This window comes from Brumimicrobium mesophilum, from assembly GCF_003025005.1.
In the GTDB taxonomy this organism is placed as follows: Bacteria; Bacteroidota; Bacteroidia; order Flavobacteriales_D; family Crocinitomicaceae; genus Brumimicrobium; species Brumimicrobium mesophilum.
Genome location: NZ_PVSS01000011.1, coordinates 95710 through 112383 on the forward strand (window position 1 = coordinate 95710; position 16674 = coordinate 112383).

General features: G+C 33.7%; 11 protein-coding genes. 5 read left to right on the forward strand and 6 right to left on the reverse strand.

Features of this window, described 5'->3' with window-relative positions; translation table 11 throughout:
* Positions 1-83: 83 nt before the first annotated feature.
* Positions 84-959 carry a bestrophin family protein gene (locus tag C6368_RS12295; protein ID WP_107039512.1) on the forward strand — a complete coding sequence of 292 codons (876 nt, stop codon included), beginning with the start codon at positions 84-86 and terminating at the stop codon, positions 957-959.
* A gap of 706 nt (positions 960-1665) precedes the next feature.
* On the opposite strand, the gene C6368_RS12300 is transcribed toward C6368_RS12295, so the two are convergent.
* The 5 genes from C6368_RS12300 to rlmN all read right to left on the reverse strand — a co-directional run bounded on the left by C6368_RS12300 (position 1666) and on the right by rlmN (position 7625).
* Positions 1666-3888, reverse strand: a complete 2223-nt coding sequence (locus tag C6368_RS12300) for an NADP-dependent isocitrate dehydrogenase (protein ID WP_107039513.1) — start codon at positions 3886-3888, stop codon at positions 1666-1668.
* A gap of 300 nt (positions 3889-4188) precedes the next feature.
* Positions 4189-5040 carry a 5-oxoprolinase subunit C family protein gene (locus tag C6368_RS12305; RefSeq protein WP_107039514.1) on the reverse strand — a complete coding sequence of 284 codons (852 nt, stop codon included), beginning with the start codon at positions 5038-5040 and terminating at the stop codon, positions 4189-4191.
* Positions 5037-5768: a 5-oxoprolinase subunit PxpB gene (gene pxpB / locus C6368_RS12310; RefSeq protein ID WP_107039515.1), complete on the reverse strand. Its 732-nt coding sequence runs from the start codon at positions 5766-5768 to the stop codon at positions 5037-5039. The genes C6368_RS12305 and pxpB overlap by 4 nt, the downstream gene beginning before the upstream one ends.
* Positions 5769-5770: 2 nt before the next feature.
* Positions 5771-6487: a LamB/YcsF family protein gene (locus C6368_RS12315; protein ID WP_107039516.1), complete on the reverse strand. Its 717-nt coding sequence runs from the start codon at positions 6485-6487 to the stop codon at positions 5771-5773.
* Positions 6488-6560: 73 nt separating this feature from the next.
* Positions 6561-7625, reverse strand: a complete 1065-nt coding sequence (gene rlmN / locus C6368_RS12320; protein ID WP_107039517.1) for a 23S rRNA (adenine(2503)-C(2))-methyltransferase RlmN — start codon at positions 7623-7625, stop codon at positions 6561-6563.
* A gap of 263 nt (positions 7626-7888) precedes the next feature.
* Between rlmN and C6368_RS12325 the strand changes: the two genes are divergently transcribed.
* The 4 genes from C6368_RS12325 (at position 7889) to C6368_RS12340 (ending at position 15459) form a co-directional block, all read left to right on the forward strand.
* The gene (locus C6368_RS12325) at positions 7889-8302 is read left to right on the forward strand and encodes a DUF983 domain-containing protein (protein ID WP_107039518.1); all 414 of its coding nucleotides are present in this window, start codon (positions 7889-7891) and stop codon (positions 8300-8302) included.
* Complete coding sequence (gene trxA, locus C6368_RS12330; RefSeq protein WP_107039519.1) at positions 8295-8591, forward strand: thioredoxin; 297 nt, start codon at positions 8295-8297, stop codon at positions 8589-8591. Before C6368_RS12325 ends, trxA begins: the two co-directional genes overlap by 8 nt.
* 391 nt (positions 8592-8982) lie before the next feature.
* On the forward strand, positions 8983-13350 hold the full coding sequence (locus C6368_RS12335) for a hypothetical protein (protein WP_107039520.1): 4368 nt from the start codon (positions 8983-8985) through the stop codon (positions 13348-13350).
* Between the two features lie 276 nt (positions 13351-13626).
* On the forward strand, positions 13627-15459 hold the full coding sequence (locus C6368_RS12340; RefSeq protein WP_107039521.1) for a sodium:solute symporter family protein: 1833 nt from the start codon (positions 13627-13629) through the stop codon (positions 15457-15459).
* A 128-nt stretch (positions 15460-15587) separates the two neighbouring features.
* Here C6368_RS12340 and C6368_RS12345 read toward each other — a convergent pair whose 3' ends face one another.
* Positions 15588-16508: a TIGR01777 family oxidoreductase gene (locus C6368_RS12345; RefSeq protein ID WP_107039522.1), complete on the reverse strand. Its 921-nt coding sequence runs from the start codon at positions 16506-16508 to the stop codon at positions 15588-15590.
* Positions 16509-16674 lie beyond the last annotated feature (166 nt).

Genomic DNA, 16674 nt, shown 5'->3' on the forward strand with positions numbered 1-16674 from the left:
ATGCGAAAAGCATTGTTGAGTAACATGGCATAGACCCATCCAAAAATGTTTATTTAAATCACATTATTTATATATTTGGTTAAATGATAAAATACAATCCCAAAACTTGGTTCAGACACGTTTTAAAATTTCAGAAATCAGATACTTTTTGGACATTTAGAAAGGAAATCGTTATGGTTGCTTTGTATGCAACCGGAGTTGGTTACCTCGAAGGAGAATATTGGGAAGATGCAGTTACCTTCTTTGAATCTGTGAATGATGTGTTTTCATTTATTGGTTTTGCATTTTCATTATTGTTAGTTTTCCGTATTAATTCTGCTTATGATAAATGGTGGGAAGGAAGAAAACAATGGGGAGCTTTGGTTAATAATTGTCGTGTATTCGCTATGAAAGTAAAGTCGATGATTGATGACAAAAATAAGGATGAAAAGAATAATTTGTTTGATTATATTGCTGCATATCCTTCTTCAATGCGTTTTCATTTAAGAGATCAAATGGAAATCGAAAAGTTACCATTAAATGAAGATTTGAAGCGAAAAATTATTGGGAAAAAGCACATCCCGAATGCCATTTCAAGTGAGTTGTATATGGAAGTTCAGAAGTTAAAAAAGAAAGGTGAGCTTTCTCATGAAGATGCGATTATTTTGGATGAGGAATTGCGAGTTATTTCATATTCTCTTGGCGCATGTGAACGCATTAAAAATACACCCATTCCTTACAGTTATAATTTATTTTTGAAAAAACTAATTTTCATAGTAGTCGCTATGGCGCCATTTGCTTTTGTTTCGAATTTGCATTATTGGTCAATTCCAGTAACAGTATTGGTGTTTTATATTTTTGTTGGATTGGAATATATTTCTGAAGAAATCGAAGAACCTTTTGGTACAGATACTAACGATCTTGCTACTGACGATTTAGCAGAAACAATATTTAATAATATCCAAGAAATTCGTAAATAGGTTCATAGAAAAATCTGTTTCGATTTTGAATTCGTGAATGAACTTGGCGGGTAAAATTAGTTTAGCAATCCAAGTTAGAGTTTTTGAAGTGTAGTAGTAGTAATGGCATAGTCGTTTATAACGGTTAAAAACGCTTATTAGAATCCAAAGTTTCGGCAATTTTTCCGTTTTCTTAGGGAGTAAATACCTTGAAGAGACAATCTCCAAATAGTAATGACATTTTCTACTGTTGGATGTTACTTTGAATTTTGATCCGAAGTGAGTTCTAAACCCAATTAGCAATCCAACTCTTAGTTTTTAAACTCTAGCAATATAAAGGGTGTAGTCGTTTATAACGGTTAAAAACGCTTATTAGAATCCAAGGTTTCGGCAGTTTTTCCGTTTTCTTAGGGAGTAAATACTTTGAAGAGACAATCTCCAAATAGTAATGACATTTTCTACTGTTGGATGTTACTATGAATTTTAAAACCAAAGTGAGTTCTAAAATCAATTAGCAATCCAACTCTTAGTTTTTAAACTCTAGCAATAGAAGGGGTGTAGTCGTTTTTAACGGTTAAAAACGTTTATGGTAATACTAATGTTTGCAGTTTTCTTTTAAAATCAAAACACCCCGTAGAAATTAATCTACGAGGTGTTTTGAATTATATTTTAAAATTTAGTAGGCTTTCTTTATTAGGGTCTACCTACTAAATAAGCGGCAATCCTATTAAAATTTCAATACTTCATTTAATGTAGCACTTGGACGCATTACCTTTGTAATATTGGCTTCTGGCGCATTATAGTAACCTCCGATTGGTGCAGGACTTCCTTGAACTTCGTTCAATTCTTTAACTATTTTATCTTCGTTTTCTGTCAATTTAGCGGCAATAGGTTCAAATTTCGCTTTTAATTCAGCATCAACTGATTGGTTTGCTAATTCTTGTGCCCAATACAAAGCTAAGTAGAAGTGACTTCCTCTGTTGTCAAGTTCATTTACCTTACGAGAAGGAGATTTTCCAGACATTAACAATTTAACAGTCGCGTTATCCAATGCTTCTGCTAAAACTTTAGCTTTTGAATTATCAGTAACTTCTGAATAATGCTCTAAAGAAACCGCCAATGCTAAGAATTCACCTAGTGAATCCCAACGAAGGTGATTTTCCTCAACTAATTGATCAACGTGTTTTGGCGCAGATCCACCCGCTCCAGTTTCGAATAAACCACCACCATTCATTAATGGAACAATAGAAAGCATTTTCGCACTAGTTCCTAATTCTAAAATTGGGAAAAGGTCTGTTAAGTAATCACGTAAAACATTTCCTGTTACAGAAATTGTGTCTTTTCCTTCTTTTACACGTTTCAATGAGAACATTGTTGCTTTAGCAGGAGACATAATTTGAATTGCAAGTGATGAGGTATCGTAATCTTTTAAATACAAGTTTACTTTTTTGATTAACTCACGGTCATGTGCACGGTTTTCGTCTAACCAAAATACTGCTGGAAGACCACTTGATTTTGCACGATTAATTGCCAACTTTACCCAGTCCTTAATTGGTTCGTCTTTAGCTTGACACATTCTCCAAAGATCTCCTTCTTCAACTGTGTGCTCAGTAAGAACATTGTTATTTGCATCAATCACACGAACAGTTCCATTAGCTGGAATTTCAAAAGTTTTGTCATGAGAACCATATTCTTCTGCTTTTTGAGCCATCAAACCAATGTTTGAAACACTACCCATTTTGGTTGGGTCAAAAGCTCCATGTTCAATACAGAAATCAATTGTTGCTTGGAAGACATCCGCATAAGAACTATCTGGAATCACAGCTTTAGTATCTTGTTGTTCACCTTCTTTATTCCACATTTGACCAGAAGTACGAATCATTGCAGGCATTGAAGCGTCAATAATTACGTCACTTGGTACATGTAAATTTGTAATTCCTTTATCCGAATTAACCATTGCAATAGCAGGTCCATTCTCCATTGCATCATCCAAATCTTTTTGGATGTCTGCTTTTTCATAATCTGGTAAATCATCGATTCGACTCAATAAATCACCTAAACCGTTGGTAACATCTACACCAATTTTATCAAAAGTGGTAGCATGTTTATCAAAAACTGGTTTAAAGAAAGTACGAACAGCATGACCAAAAATGATAGGGTCAGAAACCTTCATCATCGTTGCTTTCATGTGGAGTGAAAATAAAACTCCTTTGGCTTTTGCATCCTTCACTTGTTCTTCCAAGAATTTAATCAACGCTTTTTTACTCATTACAGTAGCGTCAATTACCTCACCTTTAAGTAAATTTAAATCTTCTTTTAAGTTCTTTTTTGTTCCGTTAGCCTCTAATTCTATACGAACTTTGGTTGCTTCTTCTAAAGTAACTGATTTCTCGTTTGATCTAAAATCACCTTCTTTCATTGTAGAAACGTGCGTTTTAGATTCTGAACTCCAAGCTCCCATTCTATGCGGGTTTTGCTTAGCGTATTCCTTAACTGCTCTTGGTGCACGTCTGTCTGAATTTCCTTCACGTAAAACAGGATTTACCGCACTACCTTTTGCCGTGTCATATTTAGCTTTGATGGCTTTCTCATCATCATTTTTAGGCTCATCTGGGTAATCAGGTAATGGATAACCGTGAGACTGCAATTCGCTAATTGCTTTTTTGATTTGAGTTACAGAAGCTGAAATGTTTGGTAATTTGATAATGTTTGCCTCAGGCTTTTTCACCAATTCACCAAGTTCCGCTAAATCATCAGCAACTTGCTGGTCTTTAGTTAATAATTCCGGGAATTTTGAAATGATTCTTCCAGCTAAGGAAATATCTCTAGTTTCAAATTCGATTCCAGCTTGACTTCCAAATGCACGAATTACCGGCAATAAAGAATGTGTTGCCAACATTGGAGCTTCATCCGTTAGCGTGTAAATGATGTTTGATTTAATCGGTGCCATACCTTATTTTGTTTTATGAGCAATCGCTCGATTATCTTAATTTTTCGAGTTGCAAAGATAAGAATTAATGCTTAATTATCAATGGTTAAATGTTAAGGTAGCTTAGCCTGTAGTTCTTAACGTTTGAAGAATTTATATGGTAACTCGAGATCGTCTGAAACAAGTGTTTTGATTTTTTAATCACAGATTGTCAGTAAGTTGATGAAAACGAATCATTACAAGCTGTGGAGAAATGATGTGCGAAAATTCTATAGTTGTATTTAATAACCAAGCTTATGTAACAATAGGATAATGAAAAATTTAAATTAAATGAAAAGTGGCCTCATATTTTTCCCCAATTTCACATTGTGATAAACTATTCATAGCGTGATCAGTGAGTTGAAGAACCCTTGCGTAGCCTCCAGTTGTTTGGGCGTCTCTCATCAATATTATCAATTCCCCAGAAGGTGTGAGTTGGACAGTACCTGGTTGAACTGGAGCTGTTATAATTTCTGGTGCGCTGATCTCGGGAACATTTCCTAATTTAACTGCCATTCTGTTACTGTTTGGAGCTACATAATATTTTTGGTTTATTAATTTTTCTTTTTGCTCCAAACTTAGTAAGTTGAAATCAGGACCTGGATAAACATCCATTTTTGTCCTGCAAAATTTATCATGAACTGGGGTTACACGTGAATTGAATTCGGTATTCTTAAATTTAGTTTTCACATAAGCCAATTGCATTCCTTTAGTTAATTTAGCAGAAGGGAGTAAAAAGGGATTGAAACTTGAACTATTCAATACTTTCTCAATTTTGAATCCTCCTAAAACGGCAATATAACCGAAATTGCCTTTAAAAACATGTCCAATTTCTAAGGTGCTTTCTGCTGGAACATGAATTGGTGTGTTCTGCGAAATTTTTTTCCCGTTTAACTTAACATGAAACTCTGCCCCTGATAGTGCAATAAAGGTTTGACCGTAGAAATACAATGATGGACCATTGATGGCAAATTCAATAACTGGAGCGAATTCCTCATTTTGTAACAAATGGTTGACCAAAAAATATGCGTGATGATCCATAGCTCCACCTATTGGAACTCCCTGATTTCGAAAGTTAATTCTTCCTCCATCTTGAATGGTACTATGTGTTCCAGGCTGAATAACTTTAATCATTTGTAGATTTTTTTCTGAATTATATAACTGCCAGATTTGACTTGCTCTTCAATCTGTTTATATGTTGCGTAATCAATAGCTTCGAAACGCAGGTGGTCACCAGCTTTCAATAGTGAAGGTTTTTCTTTATGAATATCGAAAAAGTTTAATGGACTTCTACCAATTATATTCCATCCTCCAGGGGATTCACACGGATAAATTCCGGTTTGTGTTCCGGCTATTCCAACCGAACCTGGTTCTACTTTTTTACGTGGACTTCCTTTTCTCGGATGAGCTATTTTTTTACTCATTCCACCTAGATATGGAAAGCCCGGTAAGAATCCAATAAAATAAACGGGGTATAAACGTTGAGTATGAATTTTAATTACTTTATCCACACTAATTTTTTTTTCTGTAGCAATTTCTTCGATATCTAATGCGAAAGGTGCTTCATAACATACAGGAATACGATAAATTATAGATGTTTCTTCAAATTCTTCTGCTAAATTGGCTTGATTAAATTTTTTAACAAATATTTCTATTGCTTCATCAACTGAGACTTCGCGCTTTAAATAGAAGGCGCTTTCATGATAAGCAATTGTAAATCCATCAATTAAGTCTGACAATGATTTAGATAAATAATGCGTGTATTGGGTGAGAACTTTATGGATTTTATTGTCAATTCTCTCAGGATAGCGTATGAGAATCCCATGGTCTCCAAATCGTGAAATAGTGGGTTTCTTTTTCATTGTTACATCTTTTCTAATTCTGCTTGAATGTATTTTAAAATATTTAACGCATTAGGATGATCTCCATGAATGCAAAATGTATCTGCATTTATATCTATCAATTCACCCGAAATTACATTAATTTTTTTTAAAAATGCCATTTTATAAAGTTGATTCCAAACATTTGATGGTTTTTCAATGAGTGCATTTTTATCTGTTCGACTAACTAAACTCAAGTCAGAATTGTAGTTTCGATCAATAAAGGCTTCGAAAAGAATTTTATGGTTTTCTCTTCCTTTTTGATGTAAAAATCCATTTTTTAGTGTGTAAATCGTCGTTTTTAGCTGTAAGTCTTCTAAAATACCTAAAAACAAATCGGCGATTCTTTCATTATTTACCACATCATGATACAACGCACCGTGCGGTTTGATGTGATTTACCTCAGCTTTTGATTTTTTTGCAATTTCATAAAAAGTACGAAGTTGAGATTTCAAACTTCTGCGTAATTGATGATCACTAATATTAGGTCGAACTCTACCGAAATTTTCTGAATCTGGATAGGAGGGATGTGCTCCAATTTTTACATCGTGTTGTTGAGCGAGTAAAATAGTCTTTCGAATTGATTCACTATTGCCAACATGACCACCAGAGGCAATATTGCATGAACTCAAATACGGCATTATTGCCTCATCTTGGCCAGCCATTTCTCCTAAATCAGCGTTTATGTTGACTTCAAACATGCGATTAAATTAAGAATCAATTACGAATTATCAATTACGAATTCGTAATTAAAAATTGTCAATTCATAATTATTTACTTTAGCATTCTCTCAGTAACCACTTCATTTTTATTGGCCAATTGTCCACATGCGGCATCAATATCTTTTCCTCTACTTCGGCGAACATTCACAATGATGTTTTTACTTTCAAGATAAGCAGCAAAACGATCAACCTTTTGGGCATCTGCTTGCTGGAATTCGCCTTCATCAATGGTGTTGTATTCAATAATATTCACCTTACAAGGTACGATTTTACAGAATTCAGCTAATTCTTGGGCGTCCTCTAATTCATCGTTGAAATCTTTAAAAATAATGTATTCATAGGTTACGCGTGTACCTGTTTTTCCGTAAAAATAACCAATAGCTTCAGCCAAAGCTTCGAGATTATTGGTCTCGTTGATGGCCATGATCTTATCACGCTTTAAGTCATTAGCGGCATGTAAAGAGATAGCTAGATTGAATTTTACTTCATCATCCCCTAGTTTCTTGATCATTTTTGCAATTCCAGCAGTTGAAACTGTAATTCTTTTTGGCGACATTCCCAAGCCATCTTCTGATGTGATTTTCTGGATACTGTCCATCATGTTTTTATAGTTCAAAAGCGGCTCGCCCATTCCCATATAAACTATATTACTCAAGTTCTGAGTGTATTTGTTTTCCGCAAGGTTTTTAAGGTAAACAACTTGGTCTACAATTTCTCCAGCAGATAAGTTCTTGAGTAATTTTAATTTTCCAGTTGCACAAAATTTACACGCCAAACTACAACCCACTTGAGAAGAAATACAAGCAGTCATTCTTGTTTTACTAGGAATTAAAACACCTTCTACAACTTTACCTACACCAACATTAAATGCACACTTTATAGTTCTATCTTGAGAAATTTGTTGCTCATCTAATGAAATGTGATCAATAAAAAAATTGTTATTTAAATGGCCTCTGAGTTTTACACTCAAATTTGTCATTTCATCAAAAGAAGAAGCGTTTTTTTGCCATAACCACTCATATACCTGAGTAGCACGAAATGACTTTTCACCTATTTCGGTGAACTCTTTCTTTAATTCTGCTTTTGATAAAGCGCGTATGTTCTTTTTGTCTTCCATAAATTGAGGTGCAAAGTTCGATGATATTTTTAGATTAGACAAGCTATAACAATTTATCTTTTAAATGAGAGACAAAGCATTTGAGTTTTTTGGGTTAATTTTTTTATAAAATAATAGGTAACCAAGCGTTTTAAAAGCTATCGAAAAGTTTAGATCATAATAAATTGAATAATGATAATTTTACTTTCACTAAAGGGTGGAAACCCCTTGAAATGTGATAAAAGTCACTTTATATTTATTGCTATTCTTAGTATCTTTGTAATATGGCTTGGAAAAACAGTAGAGTTAGAAGTGTATTGACAAATTCTTGTCCTACATGCCTTGAAGGAAAGGTATTTAAATACAATTCAATATTTAATTTGAAGAAGTTCGACAAAATGCACGAGCATTGTAGTGAATGTGGTCATAAATTTGAAAAGGAAAATGGTTTTTTCTATGGTGCTATGTATGCCTCCTATGCAGTTACTGTAGCGTTTTCGGTTGCGACTTTCGTGCTTACCTATTTGATTTACCAGGACACTCCTTACTGGGTCTACATTATTAATATTTTGGTGGTATTAATTGTTTTGGCCCCTTTAAGTTATAGAGCAGGAAGGTTAATTTGGATAAATATATTTAATGGATATAATCCAGAAGCAAAAATAAAACATCAACAAAAAAATCAAAATTATGAGTAGTTTCAAAGATATAATAAAAGGTGATATTCCGGTTTTGGTTGATTTTCATGCTGATTGGTGTGGACCTTGTCAAACAATGAATCCGATTATTGAAGAAATCAAAAATCTGTATGGAGAAAAGCTACGTGTAATAAAAATCAACGTCGATAAAAATCAAGCGGCTTCTCAAAAATATAAAGTTAAAGGTGTACCCACATTTTTATTATTCAAACAGGGGGAAATCAGCTGGAGGGCTTCGGGAATTCATTCAAGAGCAGATTTAAAAAATGTGATTGATAAGGTTGTGTAAGTGTTTGATTATAAAGATGTTTTATTTTCTAGAATTCAAAGTATCTAAACCCGAGACCATTCTGAAGTAATTAGTTTATTGGTCTGAGATTGAGTTAAAACTATGCTATCTGAATATTCATCGGATCTGGTTTCTAAAAATAATACGATAAATCAATTATTGGATATAAGATAAATGGTCTATTCTCGTAAATCTAATTTCTATCTATTTTGATAGTTATTGAATTTTATTCTCAAGTGAACTTATGTTACTTTTAGTCCATAGTGGTTCGGTTTTTTTCTATTGTCTAAAACTCATTAGATCAATGGTTCTTCAATTAAAAAACTAATTTTGTGCGATAATTATATAAAATTGGCACAAATTCTGTTTTCTGATTAAAAAAATAAACGCTATGAAAAAAGTTATACTCACATCAGCACTTTTAATTTTTGTCGTCCTTCAAGGATATGCACAAAGATTCGATTACGAAAACACATCAAAAATATTCTTCGGATTAAACATTGGTAGCGCTTGGCATACCACAGATGTGGAAAACGCAAAAGAACGTTTTCCTTTAGGAGCAGGATTCGTATTCGGTGGTTCTATTAACCAAAACTATGGAAATGCAGTTTCTTTCGATCTTCGTTTTCGCTATTTAGGTGGAGCGTGGTATGGTAAAGATAGTGATACAACTAGTTATATTTCAAATAATTACGCTTTAGGTGAAGTCTATGATACACTTGGGTTCGCTGTTCAAAATTTCCGAGCGGGACAACATAGGTTTGCTTTGGAACTTTCTATGCATGCCAATAGGTTTAAAGAAAGAACAGGAATTGATCCTTATATTTTTGCAGGAATAGGAATTACAGCTTCTAACATTACTGGAGATTTAGTGAATAATAGCACTGACACTTATTATCCATACAACGAAACACCAAATGGAAGTATTATTGATGAAAAATATGAAACTCCTTTGGACATGAATTCAGCGGGAGATAGCTATACTCGAAATGATTTTGATTTCAAAGTTCTGCCTAGTTTAGGTGTAGGAATTGGATATTATTTCAACAGTAGATTCTCGATGGGAATTGAACATAAGACAACTTTTTTCAGAGGTGATTATTTCGACGGAACAACATTAAATCAAGAGGGTGTTGAGAGTGACTTTTTTAAAAATGATCTTTATCATTACACAAGTATCTATTTTAAATGGTATTTAAAAGGTAGAAAAACGACTTGGGAGCCTCCAATAGATGAGGAACCAATCTCAGAAAATCCTGTTGTTCGTAAAGATTTACCTATTGTGGATTTCACAAGTCCTAATTCTCCACACAGAACCAATTCTCCAACGATAAAATTAAGCGCTAAAATTCAAAATGTTTCACGTAAGAATTTGATTACTTTCACTGATAATTCAGTAGAATCTAACGACTTTACATTTAATTCGAATTCACAAGAGTTTCGTGCAGTTGTTAAATTGAATAAAGGTTTGAATGTGTTTTTCCTAGAAGGTGAAAATCAATTCGGGAAAGATAACGATGCCCTTGAAATTTATTATGAAGAATTAGTTCAAGGAAATCCTCCAATTGTGAAAATTACAAATCCAACGCTAAGGCCATTTTATATTAATAGTTTAGCTTACACTGTAACAGCTGATATTCAAAATGTAGAGTATAGAAACTTGGTGAAAGTTTACTTTAATGATCAGGTGGTGAGTAACTTTAACTTCAATACCACAGGTAACAATAATTTCAGTATTCCATTGAACTTGAGATCTGGAAAAAATACTTTAAGAATTGAAGGTAGAAATGATTATGGACAAGATACGGATGAAGCAATTATTATTTATCAACGTACAGCTCCCGATAATAAGAATTATCCACCAACGGTAAATGTCACAACTCCATATGCCAATCCATATAAGACTTCAGATGATTATGAAACAGTGGTAGCAAATGTTACGAAGGTTAATTTGAAGCAACAAGTTGAAGTACGTGTGAATGGAAGTTTAACAAATAACTTTAGTTTTAATTTATTGGATAATAATCCAACTTATAAAATTCAATTAAATACAAAGTTGATTCCGGGCGTGAATACTATAAGAATAAGTGCAGCCAATAATTATGGAAGTGATTTTGAAGAAACTCAAATTATTTACCGTAAGGATGTAGTTGTTGTCGAAAATCCACCAGTTGTAAATATTCTTACTCCAAATGTGAGTCCTTACACATCTAGTCTAGCAAGCGAAAATATAATTGCTAAAGTAGAGAATGTAGATACGAAGCAACAAATTGAAGTTCGTATAAATGGTGTTCAAACAAATAACTTCAGCTATACTAACGGAACTGGTCGAGTAGAATTCGATGCTAGTTTAAATTCTGGAAACAATACCATAAGAGTAACTGCAATTAATTCTTTTGGAAATGATTTTGATGAAACGGTAATCGTTTATCGTCGTGGATCAACGGGAAATGTTCAGCCACCAGCAGTTGAAATTCTTACACCAAGTGTAAACCCTTTGACTACTGAACAATTATTTGAAACCGTGATTGCGAAAGTAGAAAATGTCGACAGTAAGTCGGATATAGATGTTCATGTGAACGGAATTCAAATAAGTAATTTCATATTTAATAGTGGAACTAATCATGTACAGTTCAACGCATCATTAATTTCTGGAGCGAATAATGTGAAAGTGAGTGCAAGTAATCCTCATGGTAATGATTATGACGAAACAACAATATTTTACCGTCCGGCTGTTGTGAAATTGGCGCCAGTTGTAGATATTTTAACTCCAAATGTGAATCCTTTAAATACTGAGAATTTAAATGAAGTGGTGACTGTAAAAGTTGAAAATGTTGACAGTCAATCTGAGATAGAAGTTCGTATAAATGGAATTCAAACCTCAAATTTCACTTTCAACAGTGGAACAAGTCGAGTGCAATTTACTGCAACTTTAAATGAAGGCCCAAACACAGTTAAAGTAAGTGCAAGTAATGCACATGGGAGCGATTTTGATGAAACAAGCTTGATTTACTTTCCTGACGGAATAATAAAAGAAAAGCCACCAGTTGTAAACATTCTTAAGCCAAGCGCAAATCCATTATCAACTTTCAAAATCAGTGAAAATATAACTGCAAAAGTTGAAAATGTTGATACTAAACAAAAAATAGAAATTTTAATTAATGGTGTGCAAACGAGTAACTTTACTTATAATAACGGAACAGGATTGGTACAATTCAGTGCTAAATTGAACACCGGATCAAATGTTGTTAAAGTAATTGCTAGTAACTCAAAAGGAAATGATTCTGATGAAACAACCATCTTTTTCAGGCCTGTTGTAATTAAAACTCCACCGGTTGTAAATATTCTTACTCCAAATTTAAAATCATTTTCTACCAACAAAAGCAGTGAAAAAGTGATTGCAAAAGTGGAGAATGTGGAAAGTAAATCGGAAATTGAAGTAATTATAAATGGTATTCAAACGAATAACTTTACTTTCAATAACGGTACAAGCCGTGTTCAGTTTACTGCAACCTTGAAAACAGGAAAAAATACTGTAAAAGTAAAGGCAACGAATGCAGATGGAACAGATTATGATGAAAGTACGATTAACTATGTCAGAAAGTTAACCGTTAAACCTCCTTTTGTAAGTTTCGTATCTCCAAAAGTTGGTCAAAAAGCAGTGACTGATAAAAAATTCACTATGCTTGCAAAAGTCGAAAGAGTTACTCAAAAAGATGATATAAAACTATATTTTAACGGAATTCTAATTAATCCAAATGACTATTCTTTTAATAGTCAATCGCAAATGGTAAGCTATTCAAGTCAGTTGATTCTTGGTGAAAATACTTTTGTTGTAAGTGGAAAAAATGAAGGAGGTAATCATCAAGCGTCTGTCAAAGTTGAAAGAGTGATGAAAACGATTTCAAAAGGAGATATAGGCAATGATGTGGTGAAGTGCGATAAGCCTACAATAACTATGGTTTCACCGAATAGTAATGTAACGACCATTGAAAGCGAGAGCTTTAATGTTAAAGCAACGATAAGAAATATAACGAATGTAAATCAAATTAAAGTGTACCTCAACGGAAGACTATCAGGTGGATTTAATTATAATGCGAGTTCCAAGTCTTTCACTCATTTGATAAAAATTGCAGATGGTAAAAACACTTATTCAATTCAAGTGACGAATAGCTGTGGAACAGTAGATAATGAGATTGTTATAAATAAAACCCCAAAACCTGCTTGTGGAGTGAAGTTTGAAATGATTAATAACAATACAGAATTTTGTTTAATCACATCAACTGGAACAATTACAAGTACTGATTTGATTTCTAATCCAAACTTCACATATAATGGAGCGGCAACCTCAATCTATTTTAAAGCAACAGCAAATGGAATTGCTACTGTAGGAGGTGTTGATTATAATGTAGTTAGTGGGAATTATTACAACTTTGTAGGATTTATAACTGTAGATATAGGTAAAAACAAGCCGGGAATGAATGGTCAATGGAGTGTTTGCGTAGGATCTGCTAGACCTCCACTATATGGAAAAGGCAGTTCAAAACCAACCAACCCATGTGCTACAACAGATATTAAAAAAACGGTAGTTAAACCAAATGTTAGGAATAAACCACAAAACCAGGTCAAACCTGATGTTAGAAATAAAAATACAATAAATAATAAAGGGACAGAAGAAGTTCCAAACACAATTAGAAACCAAACAGAGCCAAGGGGGGAAAAGAAAATTAACACTAGGAATGTGCGAAACCCTGGGTAAAATAAGCTTTTTTGAAAATTAAGAACCATTCAACAAGATAATCGCATTTTGATGAATGGTTTTTTGGTTTATAAACTTCAATATGTTAATTGTGAGTGGATGAGGTTGAAATCTTTCATGAAAAGTTTAAGTCTAAATTCAATTAGAGATACTTTTTCTTATGCATTATTATTTCTTGAGAAAAGTCATTATCCGAAGGAATAAATTTTAATTTTAGACCAAATAAATTTTATTGTAGATTCTCTAGGATTGAGGAATTCGGCAGACAACTATATTATGACATTAACAACATTAGACTACGGAATAATTATTTTCATTTTTCTTGCAGTAATTGCGATTGGAGTAGTGGTTTCAAAAAAATCAGGTAAGAATAGCACGGAGTTCTTTTTGTCGGGTAGAAATATGCCTTGGTGGTTGCTTGGGTTTTCAATGGTTGCAACAACTTTCTCAACAGATACTCCTAATCTTGTAACAGATATCGTAAGAAATGATGGTGTTTCTGGAAACTGGGTTTGGTGGGCTTTTTTAATTACAGGGTTACTTACCGTGTTTGTTTATGCGAAATTGTGGAGAAGATCCAATGTGGAAACCGATATGGAGTTTTATGAATTACGCTACGGTGGAGCTCCTGCAAAATTCTTACGTGGGTTTAGATCAATATATTTAGGATTGGCGTTTAATGTTCTAGCAATGGCTGCTGTAACTCTAGCTGCAATCAAAATAGGACAAGTTATGCTTGGACTTTCTTCTTATGAGGTTGTTGGAATAGCTGGAACAATCACTGTTTTATTTAGTGCAATTGGAGGATTTCGTGGTGTTATTTATTCAGATTTCTTATTGTTTTTTGTAGCTATGGCTGGGTCAATCGGAGCTGCATATTATTTGGTTAACTTACCAGAAGTTGGTGGTTTGACAGAGTTGATTACCCATGAAAATGTAAGAGATAAAATTGATTTAGTTCCAAAGTGGAGCGACAAAGAAAAATTTATTAGTCTACTTATTATTCCTTTGGCAGTACAGTGGTGGAGTTCTTGGTTTCCTGGTGCAGAACCTGGAGGAGGAGGCTATATTGCTCAAAGAATGTTAGCCGCTAAAAATGAAAATCACGCTGTCGGAGCAACTTTCTTTTTTAATGTAATGCATTATGCATTGCGTCCTTGGCCTTGGATTATCGTGGCTTTGGCTTCCTTGGTTATCTTCCCGGATATTGCAAGTATTCAAGCAGCCTTTCCGAATGTTGAAGAAAGTAAATTGGGTCAAGATTTGGCTTATTCTGCAATGCTAACAATGTTGCCTGCTGGATTGTTAGGATTGGTTTTAGCCTCGTTAGGTGCTGCGTATATGTCAACGATCTCTACACATTTGAATTGGGGTTCGTCTTACATTGTGAATGACTTTTATAAACAACATGTTAATAAAAATGCTTCTGAAAAAGAATTGGTAAGGGTTGGACGTGGTTCCACAGTTCTGCTATTTGTTGTTAGTGCTATTTTTGCACTACTTTTAAATAATGCAATGCAACTCTTCGATATTATTATCATGTTTGGAGCAGGTACAGGACTAGTTTTTATCTTGCGTTGGTTTTGGTCGAGAATAAATGCTTGGAGTGAAATTACAGCAATGTTTGTTTCAGGAATCATTTCAGTTTTACTCAACTTTACTGCCTTAGGGCCATATTTATTTGGAGGAAACTCAATTGAAGGAAATTTCCAGGAAGGTGTCTTTGAAGGATGGTTACAATATCCTTTTGTTGTATTAGTGACAACAATCTGTTGGTTAATTGCTACATTTTTAACGCCAAAAGAAGATAAGAAAGTTCTGTTTACTTTTTATCAAAAAACACAGCCAGGAGGTCCAGGTTGGAAAAAAGTAATTGAACAAGCCGAAAATGAAAACGTGAACATCATCACTTCCAAAGAAAAATGGTCAGTTCCAACGGGGATTCTTGCCGTTATAGCCGGAACAATTATGGTTTATGGCTGTTTATTCACAACAGGGAAAATAATTTATGGAGAATATGGAAATGCAATGATTTTCTTCTCCATCACATTGGTTTCAGGAATTGTCCTATTGTATTTATGGAGAAAAATTAAGGGGAAAGCCTTCTAGATAATGATTGATTACAAATGTTTAATGTTGAACCTGGGTTGCGCTGGATGCTTTTTCTAATTTTAAAAACTCAATTTTACACAGTTGAAATTCAACATCAAATTGCGTTAAATCTTAATCATTACTAATCATTTCTCCTCATTCTTATCATAAATGAAAATCAAAGCTTCTTCAATCGTTTTATGTTGGAATTCGAATCCTGTTTGAATAATTTTACTGTTATCCACTCTTACACCTTCTAAAACAAGAGTTGACATTTCACCCAATGCAAGGTTTAGTGCAAAGCTAGGTACTTTAGGCAGCCAAAGTCTTTTGTCTAATTTTTTTGCAACTGCCTTTGTAAGTTTCTCATTCGTAATATTTGAACTACAAGCATTGAAAGCACCATCTAATTGCTCGTTGACAGCATGAGTATATACTCTTGCGATATCTTTTAGGGTTAGCCATGGCATAATTTGTTCTCCAGAACCTAATGGAGTACCTACCCCTTTGATAATAGTAATAGATATTTTTGGAAGTGCTCCACCTTCTTCAGTTAAAACAACTCCGGTTCTAATTTTTGCTACCTTTTGTTGAGGCGAAAATAAATCTGCAACCTCTTCCCATCTTTTAACAACAGTTGAAAGAAAATCTGTTCCAAAGTCATCACTTTCCTTATGGAGTCTAATTTGATCTTCGTAGCCATAACAAGTAATTCCAGAAGCTGAAATATATTGAACCAAGGAAGGGATGTTCTGACTTATTTCATGCAAAAATTGTGTTGGCTTAATACGGGAATTAAAGATCACTTCTTTTCTCTTGTCTGTCCATCTTTTATCAGCTATACCTGCACCCGCAAGATTGATAATTACATGAACACCTTTTATTCCTTCACGATCAATTTCTTTTTTCTTTGGATCCCAATGAAAATATGGAGCAGATGGATTTTCATCACGTGTTAAAATACGTACTTCATGACCACATTTATTGAGTTCTTTTTGTACCTCTTGACCAATTAGCCCTGAACCACCAGCTATCAATACAATGCGCTTTACCACTTTATTTACCATTTCGATTTACTTCCAAATATTATTAAAAACAATCTTATCAACCTTCTGTTCAATCATAAATTACTGTTTAAAAAATTATTTTCAAATACAGTATTTCAATTCATTTCTGGAACATTGATACAAAATTACAATTAGTATTTCGTTTCTTCCTTATAATTGTCAAATG